General features: G+C 41.0%; 12 protein-coding genes. 5 read left to right on the plus strand and 7 right to left on the minus strand.

Annotation, left to right across the window (positions count from 1 at the left end; genetic code table 11):
* Nucleotides 1–80: 80 nt before the first annotated feature.
* The 3 genes from WA1_RS44680 to WA1_RS60960 are packed head-to-tail and all read right to left on the minus strand — an operon-like array spanning nucleotide 81 to nucleotide 4844.
* Complete coding sequence (locus WA1_RS44680) at nucleotides 81–461, minus strand: response regulator (RefSeq protein WP_017744836.1); 381 nt, start codon at nucleotides 459–461, stop codon at nucleotides 81–83.
* A 4-nt stretch (nucleotides 462–465) separates the two neighbouring features.
* Nucleotides 466–2472, minus strand: a complete 2007-nt coding sequence (locus tag WA1_RS44685) for a PAS domain-containing protein (RefSeq protein ID WP_158516778.1) — start codon at nucleotides 2470–2472, stop codon at nucleotides 466–468.
* A gap of 38 nt (nucleotides 2473–2510) precedes the next feature.
* Nucleotides 2511–4844 (minus strand): response regulator, encoded by a 2334-nt coding sequence (locus tag WA1_RS60960; RefSeq protein ID WP_017744838.1) that lies wholly within the window; start codon nucleotides 4842–4844, stop codon nucleotides 2511–2513.
* Between the two features lie 513 nt (nucleotides 4845–5357).
* Here WA1_RS60960 and WA1_RS44695 point away from each other — a divergent pair.
* Both WA1_RS44695 and WA1_RS44700 read left to right on the plus strand, forming a co-directional pair.
* The gene (locus WA1_RS44695; RefSeq protein ID WP_017744839.1) at nucleotides 5358–6401 is read left to right on the plus strand and encodes a hypothetical protein; all 1044 of its coding nucleotides are present in this window, start codon (nucleotides 5358–5360) and stop codon (nucleotides 6399–6401) included.
* 57 nt (nucleotides 6402–6458) lie between these two features.
* The gene (locus WA1_RS44700) at nucleotides 6459–7064 is read left to right on the plus strand and encodes a YdcF family protein (RefSeq protein WP_017744840.1); all 606 of its coding nucleotides are present in this window, start codon (nucleotides 6459–6461) and stop codon (nucleotides 7062–7064) included.
* A gap of 45 nt (nucleotides 7065–7109) precedes the next feature.
* Here the strand turns inward: WA1_RS44700 and WA1_RS44705 are convergent, their stop codons facing one another.
* Together WA1_RS44705 and WA1_RS44710 are read right to left on the minus strand one after the other, a co-directional pair.
* Nucleotides 7110–7928: a DUF1838 domain-containing protein gene (locus WA1_RS44705; protein ID WP_017744841.1), complete on the minus strand. Its 819-nt coding sequence runs from the start codon at nucleotides 7926–7928 to the stop codon at nucleotides 7110–7112.
* A gap of 91 nt (nucleotides 7929–8019) precedes the next feature.
* Nucleotides 8020–9153 (minus strand): acyltransferase family protein, encoded by a 1134-nt coding sequence (locus WA1_RS44710; RefSeq protein WP_017744842.1) that lies wholly within the window; start codon nucleotides 9151–9153, stop codon nucleotides 8020–8022.
* 137 nt (nucleotides 9154–9290) lie between these two features.
* On the opposite strand from WA1_RS44710, the gene WA1_RS44715 reads away from it, so the two are divergent.
* A complete protein-coding gene (locus WA1_RS44715) occupies nucleotides 9291–9749 on the plus strand; it encodes a peroxiredoxin (protein WP_017744843.1) in 459 nt (152 codons plus the stop codon).
* A gap of 60 nt (nucleotides 9750–9809) precedes the next feature.
* Here WA1_RS44715 and hpf read toward each other — a convergent pair whose 3' ends face one another.
* Nucleotides 9810–10466: a ribosome hibernation-promoting factor, HPF/YfiA family gene (gene hpf / locus WA1_RS44720; RefSeq protein ID WP_017744844.1), complete on the minus strand. Its 657-nt coding sequence runs from the start codon at nucleotides 10464–10466 to the stop codon at nucleotides 9810–9812.
* A 594-nt stretch (nucleotides 10467–11060) separates the two neighbouring features.
* Here hpf and lipB point away from each other — a divergent pair.
* The gene (gene lipB / locus WA1_RS44725; protein WP_017744845.1) at nucleotides 11061–11678 is read left to right on the plus strand and encodes a lipoyl(octanoyl) transferase LipB; all 618 of its coding nucleotides are present in this window, start codon (nucleotides 11061–11063) and stop codon (nucleotides 11676–11678) included.
* A gap of 344 nt (nucleotides 11679–12022) precedes the next feature.
* Nucleotides 12023–13471 (plus strand): MATE family efflux transporter, encoded by a 1449-nt coding sequence (locus WA1_RS44730; protein WP_081403065.1) that lies wholly within the window; start codon nucleotides 12023–12025, stop codon nucleotides 13469–13471.
* Nucleotides 13472–13483: 12 nt separating this feature from the next.
* Here WA1_RS44730 and WA1_RS44735 read toward each other — a convergent pair whose 3' ends face one another.
* Complete coding sequence (locus tag WA1_RS44735) at nucleotides 13484–15019, minus strand: IS200/IS605 family accessory protein TnpB-related protein (protein ID WP_017750186.1); 1536 nt, start codon at nucleotides 15017–15019, stop codon at nucleotides 13484–13486.
* Nucleotides 15020–15030: the final 11 nt, after the last annotated feature.

The following is a 15030-nucleotide window of genomic DNA, read 5'->3' on the forward strand; positions in this document are numbered from 1 at the left end:
TCAAGAAAGGGCAAAATGCGGGTCGTACATAATTTAAAAATATACAAAGAAAATGAGGAAATTCTGAGGACTACGCTTTATTAGCTACTCCACTTAAGTATGTTAGCGATCTGATGTGAAAGCTTTAAAGGGTCGAATGGTTTAGTTATAACCCCCGCAACCCCTAACTTGGTAAATCGCTCTAAGTCAAGCTTCTGGGCTTTAGCAGTGAGTAAGATAACTGGAATTTTTTGGGTCACCGGATGACTTTGCAATGTATCAAAGAGTGCTAAACCATTTATATCTGGCATCATGACATCAAGTAAAATAGCATCAGGTTGCTCAGTTTCCGCTTTTCTCAATCCCTCAATACCAGATAAAGATGTTAGCACTTGCCAACGTCCTATTTTTTCTAAGCTAGCCCTAATCACAGTACACAAATTTTTTTCGTCATCAATAATCAAAATGCGCTTCGCTGACATAAATTTAACCTTCGTGCGGGGATAATTTAGGAATTGTGAAGTAAAAAACGCTACCTTTTCCTAAAACACTTTCCGCCCAGATTTTACCACCATGTTGCTGTACAATGAAGCGACAGATAGCTAAGCCCAAACCGATTCCTCCGTTTTGGCGCGAGTCGCTAGCATCAACTTGTTGAAACCTTTCAAAAATAGCCTCTAGCTTATCTTGAGGAATACCCCGTCCCCAATCTTGAACTTTAAATAAAACGCAATCTGGTAAATCTTTAGCACTCAAGATAACCTGACTGTTTGGGGGTGAAAATTTAATTGCGTTACTCACTAAATTGATGAGAGTTTGAAGAATTTGGTCTGGATCTGCCCATATCTGTACAGAAACAGGCAAGATAGAGAGGGTGATGTTGCTTTCTACTGCGAGAGATTGTAAGGTTTCTACGGACTGTCGCATGAGTGCGCTAGCGTCACACTGCTGTTTGACTAAAATGGCTTTGTTGGATTCCAGGCGTTCTAAATCTAGAATGTTATCAACCAATCTAACTAAACGTTCTGTATCGCTAGTGGCGATGGTTAGCATTTGTTGGACAACTTCCGGTTGATCGTTGAAGACTCCAGCAGCAAGAAGCCCCAAAGAACCGCGAATTGATGCAAGAGGCGTGCGAAGTTCGTGGCTGACAATTGAGATAAATTCATTTTTCATTTTCTCAATTGCTCGATCTTCCGTAATATCTTCTATTGTGCCAACATGACCTATCAGTTCGCCTAACTCGGAAATTATTGGAACTGAGTTCATGTGGCAAAATCGTATCGTTCCATCCCGATGAAGAGATCGAAACTCGCAAGAAAATTCCTGGGGCGCTGCTACTGTTGCATTCCACTGAGGCATGATGATATCTAAGTCTTCAGGATGAATAAACTGCATCCAGCCATTCCCCAAACCATCTTCTAAAGTAAAGCCGCCAATGGTCTGACAGCAGGGATTTGAGTAAATATTTTTTCCTTGTGGATCGGCTTTAAAAATACCTACAGGTGCAAACTCGCAGAGAGAACGAAACAAAGTTTCACTACGCCGTAAGGCAAGTTCTACGCGTTGACGTTCGTAGAGTTCTGCTTGCAGTTGTTGATAGAGTTGTTGTAAGGTTGATTGAGAAGTGTCTAGCTCGTAAGTTCGTTGTTGAACTCGCATTTCTAGTTTTTCATTAAGTTGCTGAAGGCTGGCTTCTGCTTGTTTGAGATCGCTAATGTCCTGTGCAATCCCCACTAAGCATTTAACTTGCTCGAGCTCATCCCTAATTGTATACCCCCGGTCTCGAATCCACCTCACCGTTCCATCAGGAAGGATGATACGATACTCCTTATCAAAATCTCCTTCAACAATTCTGTCATAAAAAACCGTTTTCACATACTCTCGCTCTTCGGGATGAATGCTATCTATCCATTCTTGACTATTGGCGTACAAGCTTTCCCTCTTGCGTCCCCAGATTTTTTTGTATGCGGGACTAATATATAAGACTTGGGAATTTGTTGCATTTGAAATCCAAAAAACATCCTGGATAGTTTCCGCTAGCAGTCGAAATCTCTCCTCACTTTCTTTCAGTGCAACTTCTGCTTGCTTTCTCTCAGTAATCTCCATAACAGTTCCCAGCATTCGTACTGCTTGAGCTTCATCGTTATAGACACATTTTCCTTTCGATTCTATCCAATGGATGCTACGATCCGGCCAAATAACGCGGAATTCTTGATGAAAATCATACCCCGGAGTACAAGCTTGATACGAAGCTGAAATCACTTTTTCTCTGTCATCTGGATGAATACAATCAAGAACAGCGTTGTAAGTTCCTAGAAAAGTTCCCGGTGGTAACCCAAACAATCGTTCGTGACCGATTGACCAAATAACATGGTTAGTCAGCAAATCCCAGTCCCAAATGCCCATATTAGCTGCTTCTAGAGCTAGGGTAAGTTGTTCATTAATCTTCGCTAATTCTGTACAATTACACATAAGTTTGTCACTGGTCACTGGTCACTGGTCACTGGTCACTGGTCACTGGTCACTGGTCATGTGTTTCGTTCCAAACGATTAAAAATATGAGTAATTAATTCATGTTCTACAATTGGTTTCTTTACATAAGAGTCTGCTCCTACTGCATAAACTTGATGCAAAATTTTTTCATCGGAATGCACGGAAAGAAATAAGATGGGCAACCAACTCCAACGGCTGTCGTTACGTACTGCCTGACATAGTTCAATACCGTTAAAGTACGGCATTTCAATATCTAAAATCAGCAGATCGGGAGTTGTCGCTTCTAATATTTGCCAAAATTGTTGAGGGCATTGCAGGGTAGTGACTTGAAGTTCCCAAGGTAGTAGCAATGTTTTGATACGATGGAGTATTAGGGGATCATCATCTACAATCATGACTTTTGCTTTGTTCACAGAAGATTGATTAACAACTTCTGTGATTTTGGAAAGCACTTCATCGACAGGTGTATTTTTTTGTAAAAAAGTATATGCTCCCAATCGTGCAACTTCTACTCGATAGTGCAGTTGATTAGATGTGGTAAAAACTATAACGGGAAGTTCAGGTTTTGCTTCCGTAAGTTGAGCTAAAAAGTTTAAGCCATTTTCATAACTATTACCGAGATTAATATCTAGCAGAACAACATTAGGAGGGCGTGAAGCAACTATACTTTTTGCCAAGGTGAGATTTGCTGCCACCTCCACCTGCAAACCATTAGTAACTGCCTCTTGTTTAATGCGTTCGGTGAGCACGGTATCATAGTCAACAATGAGTAATCTTGTTGATGGTAATTGACGAATAACAGGACTTACAGGTATATATGGCTGCTGCTGTAAGGTCTCTTTTAGCCATATTGTTAATTTTTCAAATCTATTTAGTAATAAAGCTGTATGTTGTCTCCAATTTGTCAAAGTTTGTAATAAAAATTCAGCTTCTCGAGCAACTTTGGAACCTGTTGGCAAACCATAGTTGCCAAAAGAGCTTGCGAGATGATGAGCTTCTGCTTGTGCTTGTTGAAGTAATTGACTATCTAGTACTCCAATAGATAAATGACTGAGGACTTTCTCAAACAATTCCAATCGTTCTGCCAAATTGACTTGTAACTCTTTTTGTTTCTCCAATCCGCTAGCTAAGGCTTCTATTCTAACTTCTTGACTTTTTTTTGAGGATAAATGGTTTGATATTATTGGAGTCTTGAGTTGACTTTTTTGTTGTTTGGCGATCGCAGATTTTTTCTGAGTCGCAAAAACTTTTTTTGCGAGATAACTATTCTTATCTTCTTCATCACACGGTTGCTCTTGTAATGTTTTTTTTAAGTCCGTTGTTAATTTTTCCAATCTATTCAATAGTAAGGCTGCATTTTCCTTCCAAGTTATTAAGGTTTGCAACAGAAATTCGATTTCTCCAGCCACTTTTGAACCCAATGGCAAACCGTAACTTCCCAAGGAGCCAGCCAAACGATGAGCTTCTGCTTGTGCTTGTTTAAGCAAGTGAATGTCTGGAGTTTCAGTTGATAAATTGTTTAATGCCAATTCAAATAACCCAAACCGTTCTCTGAGAAAACTTTCTCTAAAATCTTCCCAAGCCTTTGCTACTACAGCCAAGACTTCTACTTCAACGGTAGAGGAAGATGAGGGAGATATAGGCGACAAGGTAGAAGAATTTTCTTCCTTGCTCCCCTGCTCCTCTACCCCCCCATTTTTTTCCCTTAACCGATACCCTAATCCATAAACTGTTTCAATCAAATCTGCAGTCATTCCTGCTGCTTTTAGTTTTTGTCGCAAACCCTTAATTTGAGTTGTGACAGCCTCCTCTCCAGGAGACTCTGAGGATGACCAAAGACGATTGAGTAATTCATTTCGACTGAAGATTTTGCCCGGATTGCGTAAAAAAAGCTCTAATAAACCGTATTCTTTAGGTGTGAGGTGCAAGCGCTTTTTTTCATAAGACACTTCTTTAGTATTCACATCTAACTGTAAATTTTCCCAAGCGAACACTATCGGTAAGATTTCTCTTCCCCGCCGCAGTAACGCTCGGACTCGGGCAATTAATTCTGATAATTCGCAGGGTTTGACAACATATTCATCTGCGCCTGCTTCTAATCCTCTGACGCGATCGCTTGTGCTGTCTTTGGCGGTTATCATCATAATAGGCAGTTGAAAGCCTTCTTGGCGAAGTTGGCTGCAAAGGCTGATTCCGTCTAACCCAGGAAGCATCACATCCAGTAAAATTAGGTCGTAGTTAAACGCTCTTATCAACTCCAGCGCTGTTTGACCGTCTTTTACTGTCTCGGTTTGGTAGTGATAGCTTAAGAGTGCTTTTGATAAGAATAAAGCACTGTGTTCATTATCTTCTACCAAGAGAATCTTCATGACTACCTCACGCAAGTGGAAAAACTATTTAGCTAAAAGAGGAAACATTTCTAGCGAGAGACTTCAGTTGCCGTCAAGATACTCTCGGCAACACGTATAAATTTTCTCAAAAAAAATGAGGTTCGTTTTGTTGCTACTTGTGAAACTTAACACCCATTTGAATAAGGCAGATAAAAATTTCTTTTTATTATAAGAAAATGTATACTTAGATTCAGGGTTAACTGTTTTGAAAAAGCCACTTTATCCATATTTTAGACTAAGTTCAATTGTATTATTTTGTATAATCACCCTGAATAACTAAAGATAGCAAACTTTTGCTCTAATAACAAACTTGTTAAAATTCGAGTGTTAGCTTGTGACTAGACACTATCATCTAGGATACTATAAATTTTCAGATTATTTCTACAGAATTATTCTGAAATTTTGTATGACTACTCATAATACAATATAAAAAATCTTGCCAGAGGATGAAGATCGGGTTAAAAATAACGTTGTCAACTAGATCGAAATTTTATGTTTTCCCCTAATATATCTCAAGATCGACAAACTGCTATTCGAGGTATCTACGAGGTCTGTATTGGAATTCAAGAACCAATTTCTGCCATCCAGTATTGGGAACAATTTGGCTACCGTATTGGTCAGATAGGGGAATTACCTGCGGATAGAGCCTACCAACTTTACGGGGTCAATTCATCTTTACGCTCAATTCGCCTTTATCACCAAAATGCAGATCATGGGTTGATTCGTCTGATGATTTGGCAAAACCCCACAAATGAAGGATTGAAGATGGGGTCAATGAAAGTGAAGGGAAATCGTTGGGCTACGACCCTCACTGCTGATGTACTAAATATTTTAAACCATATAGAGGATGCAAAAGCAGCAGGTTGGGCTATCTGGTACACTTACCCTCGTTGGGAAGTTATTTACAACAAAGAGAGAAAAAGCCGTCCTTTTATTGAACCTGCTGTCGGGGTACGAGAAATGCTTCTGTTGCAACCCCTGACGCGACAGGTTTTATTTGAGAGGTTTGGTTACACCGTACCAAACTATGGAGTCATTAACGAAAGTTCTGCTTTGAAAACCAGCCAATTTACTCATATGGGTATGGTGATTCAGGACGACTCTAAAGAAACTTTAAAATTTTATGACGAGGTTTTGGGTCTGCTGCGAGTACGGGATGATGTGGAGACTAGTTATGAATCTTCCTTAGCAGGGCGGGAGATTTTTAACCTCCAACCAAAGGAAAAGTTTTATGTAACAGCTTTTGACGATCCCCGTTCTTCAAAAACAGACTTGTCTGCAGCTCGTTCTGGTAGACTTTACATCATTCGCTTTCCCGATTCTGTCAAATTAGATTCCCGCTTTGAATTCGCACAACCAGGGTGTTTGGGAACGTGTTTGTACACTTACCAAGTCAAAGGACTGAATGTGTACTGCGATCGCATCAAAGCCAGTCCAGTACAAAAATATACAACGGTAGTGACCAATGAGTTTGGGGAAATGAGTTTTTCCTTCGTTTCGCCAGATGGTTACTTTTGGACGTTGTTAGAATCCTAAAAGAATTGTTACAAAGGTTAAACAAGTTTATTAATTTGAAATCGGGGAATTTTCACAATGCCCAGTTATCAGACGAGAAAATACTGGTTAGCCTTGGTGTTGCTTGGCATTGCATCTGCAACTTTACTTGTGTTTGTAACAACAGCATTTAGTATTTACTTTTACGGCAATCCCAACAATGTTGTCAAGGCTGATGCAGCGATAGTCCTGGGAGCAGCCGTTTGGGGAGAACAACCATCTCCAGTGTTTCGCGAAAGAATCAGTCATGCCATCAATCTTTATAAAAGAGGAACAGTTCGTACCATAATTTTTACTGGCGGTGTTGGTGCGGAAAAAGCAGTAGCCGAAGCGATCGTTGGCAAACGCTATGCTATGGAAAGGGGAGTTAAAGAAGCCGACATTCTGATTGAGACTGAATCTCACACAACTCACCAAAACTTAAAAAATGCCCAAGAAGTCGCTGCTAAGAAGAAATTGAGAAAATTTCTGATTGTCAGTGACCCCTTGCATCTCAAACGAGCAGTGTTAATGGCGCAAGACATGGGAATAGACGCGTATCCATCCCCCACACCCACTACCCGCTATCGCAGTTTCAAAAGCCAATTTGAGTTTTTGATGAGAGAAACTTACTTTTACTTTGTGTACCTTGTGTTAAAATTTTGACCACTCACTGGTTACTGATAAAAACGAAATGTTGGGTTTCGTTCCTCAACCCAACCTACTGGTCACTGGCAACGGAAACCTTTCTCCAGCCAGGTAAGCATCAAAGTGCTTTTGAAAGTAAAGCCAGGAAGTCATATCGTCCCCCTCCATAAAAGCTTTGGGCGCATCCCTATACAAAGGAAGGCGTTCATCAATCTCATTTTGAAGCAATTGTGGCAATCCTCTAAAGCCATCAACTTTGCTGCCATAAGCACTATAAATAAGATGACCGGGGCTAGCACCCATTTTCATCCAAGGAAGCCACTGGCCGATCCTATCCCAACTCAGCCTCAGTTCAGTGACAGAGACAACTTCGGGGTTTAATAGATCTGCAGTTGGCACTGTTAATTTAAACAACTCTGCAGCTTGATAAGTCGTATAGGGGCTATAGGCTGCAAACTTAGGATCTCCTCCGAGTGGATTGGGGTAGACAGGAAAGATATCAAACACAAAAGTTGTACTATCTCCCTCTACGGGTGCGGAAAACTTTCCTTTGAAATGACCTTGTACTGGATTATTTGCAACGTGCATTACCGAAACAGTTTCGTTCGTCCAAGGATTATCCCATTTGTGCAAAATTTCATCTGTTTCGGGGTTAAGGTAATAAGTCAATTCGCGAGAGGTAAAATCCCAGATACCTTCTTCTGTGGGTATACACCTACTGACACTCATGCCCATTATTTTAAATAAAAGTTTTTTCTTCTCTCCTGGGATAAAAGCGTAAATGTTCCCCTTCCAAGCAAGAAAGGTAGATTCGCTGGGATTCAGAGAGGAACGAGTTTTTACCCAGTGCTGGGCATCAAATTCTTTGATTTCAGCAACCATTGATTAACCTTTATTTTTGTAATAATTATATCTGCTCAGATCCCCGACTTCGCATGAGTTGTCGGGGACCTAAACCGCTAGCTTTATAATTCTAAACCTTAACAAACCAGCGTTGTCGATACATTCCGTAAGCAACTGCCAACCATAGCAGAACAGTGACAATGGCGAACAATAAAGAACCGTTGACTGTACCTGTCCAGGAGGCAAAAAGATTTTGATAAATCCACTCGTAAGTGCTTAGCGCCTTCTCTCCAGAACCAATTTTGGTTCTTACTAAGATTTTAATTAACAATATTGAAGCCACAAAGATTGCTATGGCATTTAATCCCATCACTTCAAAAGGTTTACTCCAACGCCGTATCCGTCGCACTTCAATCAATTCGTAACAAGCTGCAAGTAATAATAATGCCCAACCACTTGTAAAAATTACATAGGAACTAGTCCACAGCTTTTTATTCATAGGAAATGCTAAATCCCAGATTCCACCTATAACTAGGCAACTTAGTCCAAACAAAACTAAATCCATACTGGTTTCAGAATGAGTGTATTTTTTATTCCGTATCCACTGTCCGGTAAAGTAACCGATAAGAACACTCACAACGGCGGGTATCGTGCTGAAAAGCCCTTCTGGATCTCCCAAGTTATTAAACCCATCTCCCTTATATAAATGTGCTGCGGGAATAATCAAACGATCTACGTAAGCACCGAAATTCCCGAATCGTGTCAGCACTCCAGCACCATAACCGGGAACTGGTACGTACATCATTGTTAACCAGTAGCCAAGGAGTAAAACTCCTGCTAGTATCCACTGTCCCTTACGAGGTAAATTGAGAACTGCAAGCGAAGCAAGTAGGTACGACAAACTGATACGTTGCAGCACTCCCATGATACGGATGGTACTTAAATCAAATGTCCAAAGCCCTTTATTCCAAAAGCCGTTAAGTAGCAATCCCAAAGCAAATAGAATAGCAGTACGACGTAGAATACGCCAGTAAACAGATGCATCTGGTTTATTTTTCTCGGTGTATTTTGACAATGAAAAAGCCATTGCCACACCGACAATAAACAAAAAGAAAGGAAAAACCAAATCAGTTGGAGTACAACCATGCCATGGTGCATGGAGTAATGGTGCGTAAACATTAGGTTCGGCAAGACTCGCCATGTTGACAAGAATCATACCAGCGATAGTGATGCCCCGAAAAACATCAAGAGAAGTCAGACGCATAAGACAGAATATTGCAAAAGATATTCTAAAGTACTCCGCCTGATACTACCGATCGAGACTAAGCAAACCAATAACCAAGTAAAATTTTGTTAAGTCAATACCATCGAACGAATTCCACCTTTAAATCTAAACTACCTATGTCAATTAAAGTAGGCGACACTGCCCCCGACTTTACGTTACCTTCTCAAAATGGTACGCCCATCAGCCTTAAAGATTTTCGTGGCAAAAGATTTGTCATCTTGTATTTTTATCCTAAAGATGACACACCAGGATGTACAGCCGAATCCTGTGCTTTCCGCGACCAGTATGAAGTTTTTCAAAATGCTGGTGCAGAGGTTATTGGGGTGAGTGGTGACTCACCCGAATCGCATCAAAAATTTGCCACAAAATATCAGCTACCCTTTACCCTCTTAAGCGATAAAGGAGACCAAATCCGTAAGTCTTACGGTGCAACCGCAGCTTTTGGTTTGTTTCCAGGTCGCGTGACTTATGTCATTGACAAAGAAGGGATAGTACAATATGTTTTCGACTCCATGTTTAATTTCAAAGGACATGTCGAAGAAGCACTAAAAATACTGCAAAAGATTGGGGTTTAGTTAGTGGTTAGTGGAAACAACTAACTACTGTAGGGGCGCAATGCCTTGCGCCCCTACTTACTATTTCTGATAATATTTCTCAGGAACGGCAACGTGGGCTGTTTTGCCGTTCTTGCCGTTTGTGTGACCGTTATGAGTGTGACCGTTATTATTGCGTGGTTGGATCACACCGTATCCACCATGATTGCGTTCGTAAACAACGTTTATTTCTCCAGTGTCTGCATTACGGAACATATAAAAATCGTGACCGACTGATTGCAGTTGATCTAAAGCTTCTGCAACAGTCATTGGGGGCATAGAAAAATATTTGCATCGCACTACTTCTTCTGGTAGTTCGGGAGTGCGATCGCCTATTAAATCTTTTACAACAGTTTCTTGAACAACTCCATCAATAGTCGTTTGAGCATGAGTTTTCTGTTCGTGACGCCGTTCTTTATATTTACGCAGTTGACGAGCTATTTTATCAGCTACTAAATCTATGCTAGCGTATAAGTTCTCGCTGTTTTCCTCTGCACGGATGACATTGCCATTTGCGTAAATGGTAACTTCAGCCGACTGCTTTGGACTAATTCTGGGGTTGCGAGCCACGCTTAAATGCACATCCACTTCGTTTGTGATGTTTTGAAAATGATTTACCGCCTTTTCAATTTTTTGATGCACGTAATCCCTAATCGCTTCGGTAATTTCAATATTTTTGCCGTGGATGACAAGCTTCATGTAAACTCTCCCGCTCAATGCTGTATATAAATATTGGCTTGGATGAAAAGGAATTGCGGTAAGGTCTAACAACTGCCGCCAGAACAATATAGTACTGGGATGACACCTACCCCGATGCCAACTGAAGCTGAAATTTCAGAAATTCCTTAGCTCAAAGTTACCTACAAAACTTGCCAATATTTCCAACTGTATTGAAAGGCAATTGGAATTGGTGCAGACATCGTAGATTGAGCTTCTTCAGTGGCTTGTTGCCTTTTAAGAAAAAAACGAGTTTTTACAGATTTTTTCTATTGTATGCTGTCCATCGCTTAGGCGTCATCATCGGTGTTCATTCTTAACTATATGTTTTGGCGTGACGGTTATTGCAGAGAATTCCTCCCAACACCATTGAGGTTAATATATCAAAACTAGCATCTTGTATTCTGGAAAACCACTTCCCGTGACTTTCCTTTAAAATCCTTTGCATAGCTTGACAATTTTTGTTACTTAGTTGGTAACATGAAATACATTTTATTCTCACACTACTTGATTTTTTAGGTTATCTGTAGTATGTTTCTGCGCCAACGTCGATGTTTGTTATATAACCAAGAAGTAATGTGTTACGTAGAAACACTGAGATTGCAGCGTCAACTTCAAATGGAACGCATTAACGACGTTCGTCTAGATGACGTGCTGATATTGCTAGAACACCCACCAGTCTATACTTTAGGACAAGGAGCGAACCCAGAATTTCTCAAGTTTGACCCAAGCAAAAGCCAGTATGAAATCCATCGGGTTGAAAGAGGTGGTGAAGTGACTTATCACTGTCCCGGACAACTGGTTGGGTATCCAATTTTAAATTTGCATTATTATTGTAAAGACCTCCACTGGTACCTGCGGCAACTAGAAGAAGTGCTAATACTCACATTAAAATCCTACGGGTTAGCAGGGGAACGCAATCCTGGATTCACAGGAGTGTGGCTCGAAGGACGTAAAGTCGCAGCGATTGGCATTAAAGTCAGCCGTTGGATTACTATGCACGGTTTCTCATTAAATGTTTGTCCCGATTTAAGAGGATTTCAACATATTGTCCCCTGTGGCATTGTTGATAAACCTGTGGGTAGTTTAGCCCAATGGCTTCCCAGTATAACTTGTTCTGAGGTACGCTCTCAAGTGGCAAAGAATTTCGCAGATGTCTTTAATGTTGATATGATAAATGTGGAATCGCTATGAAAGCGATAAATCTGTCGCGCCCGCCAGAGACGAACTCAGCTAACATTCTGAAAGAAATTGGGCGTTGCTGAATCAAGGTATGAATCCTAGTTAAACCCTTAAGATTTGCCCTCACCCTAGCCCTCTCCCAAAGGGAGAGGGGACAAGAATTCTAGCTCCCAAATCCCTTTGGGAGAAGGGTTGGGGATGAGGGTAATTCATACTGTTATTCAGCAACGCCAGAAATTCAATGAGGGAAACTCATCCATTAATGTAGTATTAAGCTACAATGTAACTCTGCCTTTCTAAATCATAATGAATATGATTTCTGAGGACTAATTATCGGGGTAATTTCCGTAGTTCCTATGAGTTACATAATATTAAAATCCAGGGTCATCGCTGAAATTAAAGAGTGTCTAATTCTAGCAGTTCCTTTAGCTGGAGCACAGCTATCTCAAGGAGCGACAACGTTTGTCGATACAGTCATGATGGGCATTTTGGGAAGCCAAATCATTGCAGCCGGAGCATTAGGAGCGTCTATATTTCACATACTTATGTATATGGGTTCTGGAATCGTTTCCTCCGTGAGTCCGCTAGCTGCTGAAGCCTATGGAGCCGGACGAGTCGAGCAAGTGAGTCGGGTGGTACGACAAGGTTTGTTGTTATCACTCATCTTGGCAGTTCCGACAACATTAATTATATGGCATGGTGGAACACTACTGCGCTTGTTCGGGCAAGAACCGAAAACTGTGGCATTAGCAGAAGAGTATTTGAGGGCGATCGCATGGGGCTATCTACCAGGGTTGGGGTTTGCCGTTCTGAAAAGTTTTGTCTCAGCCTTATCAAAACCCCGTCCCGTGATTGCGATCGTCATAGGTGGTACGTTGCTCAACATTGTAGGTAACTATATTTTAATGTTCGGTAAATATGGCTTTCCTGCATTAGGTTTAGCGGGAATTGGTTATGCAAGCGCTTTCTCCTTTTGGGCAATGTTTGCTGCTTTGGCAATTTACATCCTCAACCACCCTCAACTGCGAATCTACGTTGCATTTTCTGCATTGCATCAATTTGAACGTAAAGTCTTTTGGGAATTGATGCAAGTTGGTGTACCCATTGGCGTACTAGCAGGAGTCGAAGGTGGGTTTTTCACCTGCGTCACTTTTTTAATGGGACAATTGGGAACAGTGACATTAGCAGCCCATCAAATTGCTTTTCAGACAGCAATTCTTACCTTTATGATTCCAGTTGGACTTTCAATAGCAACAACTGTGAGAGTTGGGCAACTCGTGGGGCAAGAAAACCCCAAAGGGGCGCGACTGGCAGGATTTGTCGGTATTGGCATGGCTGCAGTGTTCATGGCAGCAATGGGCATTTTGTTCTGGGCATTTCCAGAGAGGATCGTGTCACTTTATATTGATACTACCGATCCTAAGAATGTAGCTGTCGTCAGTTTGGCAAAGCAACTTCTGGGAGTAGCAGCAATGTTCCAAATTGCAGATGGCATTCAAGTGGCTGCGGCTGGTGCGTTGCGAGGATTAAAGGATACTCGAATTCCCCTTTTGATAGGTGCTTTAGCATATTGGGGCATTGGCTTAACCTGTGGTTACACACTTGGTTTGTTGTTGGGATTGGGTGGCGTTGGCTTATGGTGGGGCTTTGTCATGGGTGATCCTGAGAGATGGAAGTTATCGGAATTTTTAGTACTTCTCTCTCCTTTTCTCGCTCCCGATGGGTATGCCTCGTCAATAGCTTTGCAGGCTTGCTGCTACTATATATGCACGGGTAATCCAAACACGTCGAGAACGCATGGGTAGAACCACTAACCCTTACACAGCTACCATGCCAAATGCCTTTCTGGCTGCTTGGGTAGCAAGTAAACCCTGTTTTTCAACTTTCAACCTGGGCTTTTGGTAATATCTCGCAAAAAAACGTAGACCTATATTTCGGGCGGCGTTCAGATCGGCATTGCCTCTATGTTCAACGGTGTCGGAACAAATATAATTTGGCGCTCCCGTACTGTAATCAACTTTCTCCAATGATTTATTCATGATTATTTGAAAAAGTCTGGCGACATCAGTACTAAATTGAGCTTCTATTCTGGAAACTAACGAATCTTCTTCTTCGTTGCCATTACATAATGCACAATGCCTGCTTGTATCTTTTGGTGAGACTTGAGCCGTGATAATTCCATAAGACTGAAAAGCTTTGTATTTGGTTCGTTTCCGAATTTTCGACGAGAGCCAATAAGCTCTTTTTTGATTAGAACGACGGCTAAATTTCGCTCTATCGGGTCGAAGATTAGTTAAACACTCAAATACAATTACTGTCGCTCCATACTGATGAGCAAAGTCAGCTATACGTTTAGAGATTCGATGAGATTCGTAATTATCTCTATTCTTAATTTTCTCAAAGCGTTGAGAATTATCACCAATCTTTTTAACTCCAAAACCTTTATTTGTCTTGGAACTAGCTACTGCAATTAAACCTAACTCACGCTTCCTACGATGTTGGATAGTATCATTACCCTTAACAAAGAGAGTGGCAATCTCGGTAACGCTACCCGTAACGTCGGAGTGTAGAATTGTTGCTACAGCTATATCACCATCAAGATTTAGATCTACGTTGCAAGTTGTTAATCCATCAGGGTTCAATGCTTGTTGAGCCAGTTTCCCGTTGGATTTGACTTGTTTAATCACAGGAACATGAAGATGTAACCTATCTTTTAAAACCAGCGTGGGACTTCCCCATTCATAACCATAAGGAAGTTCTCTACCTTCTAGGTTGATAGGCTGCTTCATAAAAACCCATCTGTTGCCTGTCCACAGTTTTAATATGATTGATGAACCGTCAAACTCCTTGTACATCCCACGATAGAAAGTAGGATGAATGTTTGTATAATTACGAGGTGGTAGCGGTGGTTTATCTGTGAACTTTTTCGGAGTGTATTTCTGGCCCTTAGCTTCAGAAATGGCTAATTTCTTGGCTTGTTTTTCTTCATGCTTATCTCTACGTAACTCCCATTTTTTATAGTTCGAGTCCCAAGACTTTGCTATACCAAAAGCGGTTTTAATGCAAGAACGACGCATGTCTTGAACTGTGTTGATCTGCAAGGGAATTTCCGGGGAGGGTCTTTGTTTGGTAATTAATGTTAATTTCTCTACAACGCTATACAAGTCATCAGATTTTAAATTGAGTAGCTCTAAATTCTCCAGAAATACCAAAACATAAAACTCAGTTGTATCTGCGTACAATTGTTTGGTAGTAATAATATGTTTAACTATTTCTTCCCTGTAAGCAGTTTCACTTTTAGCTCTTAATATCACTGTCTTTTGAACTTCAATATGTCCTTTGACTCGCCCCACGTTGTATCACC

Source organism: Scytonema hofmannii PCC 7110 (assembly GCF_000346485.2).
In the GTDB taxonomy this organism is placed as follows: domain Bacteria; phylum Cyanobacteriota; class Cyanobacteriia; order Cyanobacteriales; family Nostocaceae; genus Scytonema; species Scytonema hofmannii.

Bases quoted from the DNA above. Each gene is read 5' to 3' on its own strand.
- WA1_RS44680 (WP_017744836.1), bottom strand. From the start codon at position 461: ATGTCAGCGAAGCGCATTTTGATTATTGATGACGAAAAAAATTTGTGT.
- WA1_RS60960 (WP_017744838.1), bottom strand. From the start codon at position 4,844: ATGAAGATTCTCTTGGTAGAAGATAATGAACACAGTGCTTTATTCTTA.
- WA1_RS44695 (WP_017744839.1), top strand. From the start codon at position 5,358: ATGTTTTCCCCTAATATATCTCAAGATCGACAAACTGCTATTCGAGGT.
- WA1_RS44700 (WP_017744840.1), top strand. From the start codon at position 6,459: ATGCCCAGTTATCAGACGAGAAAATACTGGTTAGCCTTGGTGTTGCTT.
- WA1_RS44705 (WP_017744841.1), bottom strand. From the start codon at position 7,928: ATGGTTGCTGAAATCAAAGAATTTGATGCCCAGCACTGGGTAAAAACT.
- WA1_RS44710 (WP_017744842.1), bottom strand. From the start codon at position 9,153: ATGCGTCTGACTTCTCTTGATGTTTTTCGGGGCATCACTATCGCTGGT.
- WA1_RS44715 (WP_017744843.1), top strand. From the start codon at position 9,291: ATGTCAATTAAAGTAGGCGACACTGCCCCCGACTTTACGTTACCTTCT.
- hpf (WP_017744844.1), bottom strand. From the start codon at position 10,466: ATGAAGCTTGTCATCCACGGCAAAAATATTGAAATTACCGAAGCGATT.
- lipB (WP_017744845.1), top strand. From the start codon at position 11,061: ATGTGTTACGTAGAAACACTGAGATTGCAGCGTCAACTTCAAATGGAA.
- WA1_RS44730 (WP_081403065.1), top strand. From the start codon at position 12,023: ATGAGTTACATAATATTAAAATCCAGGGTCATCGCTGAAATTAAAGAG.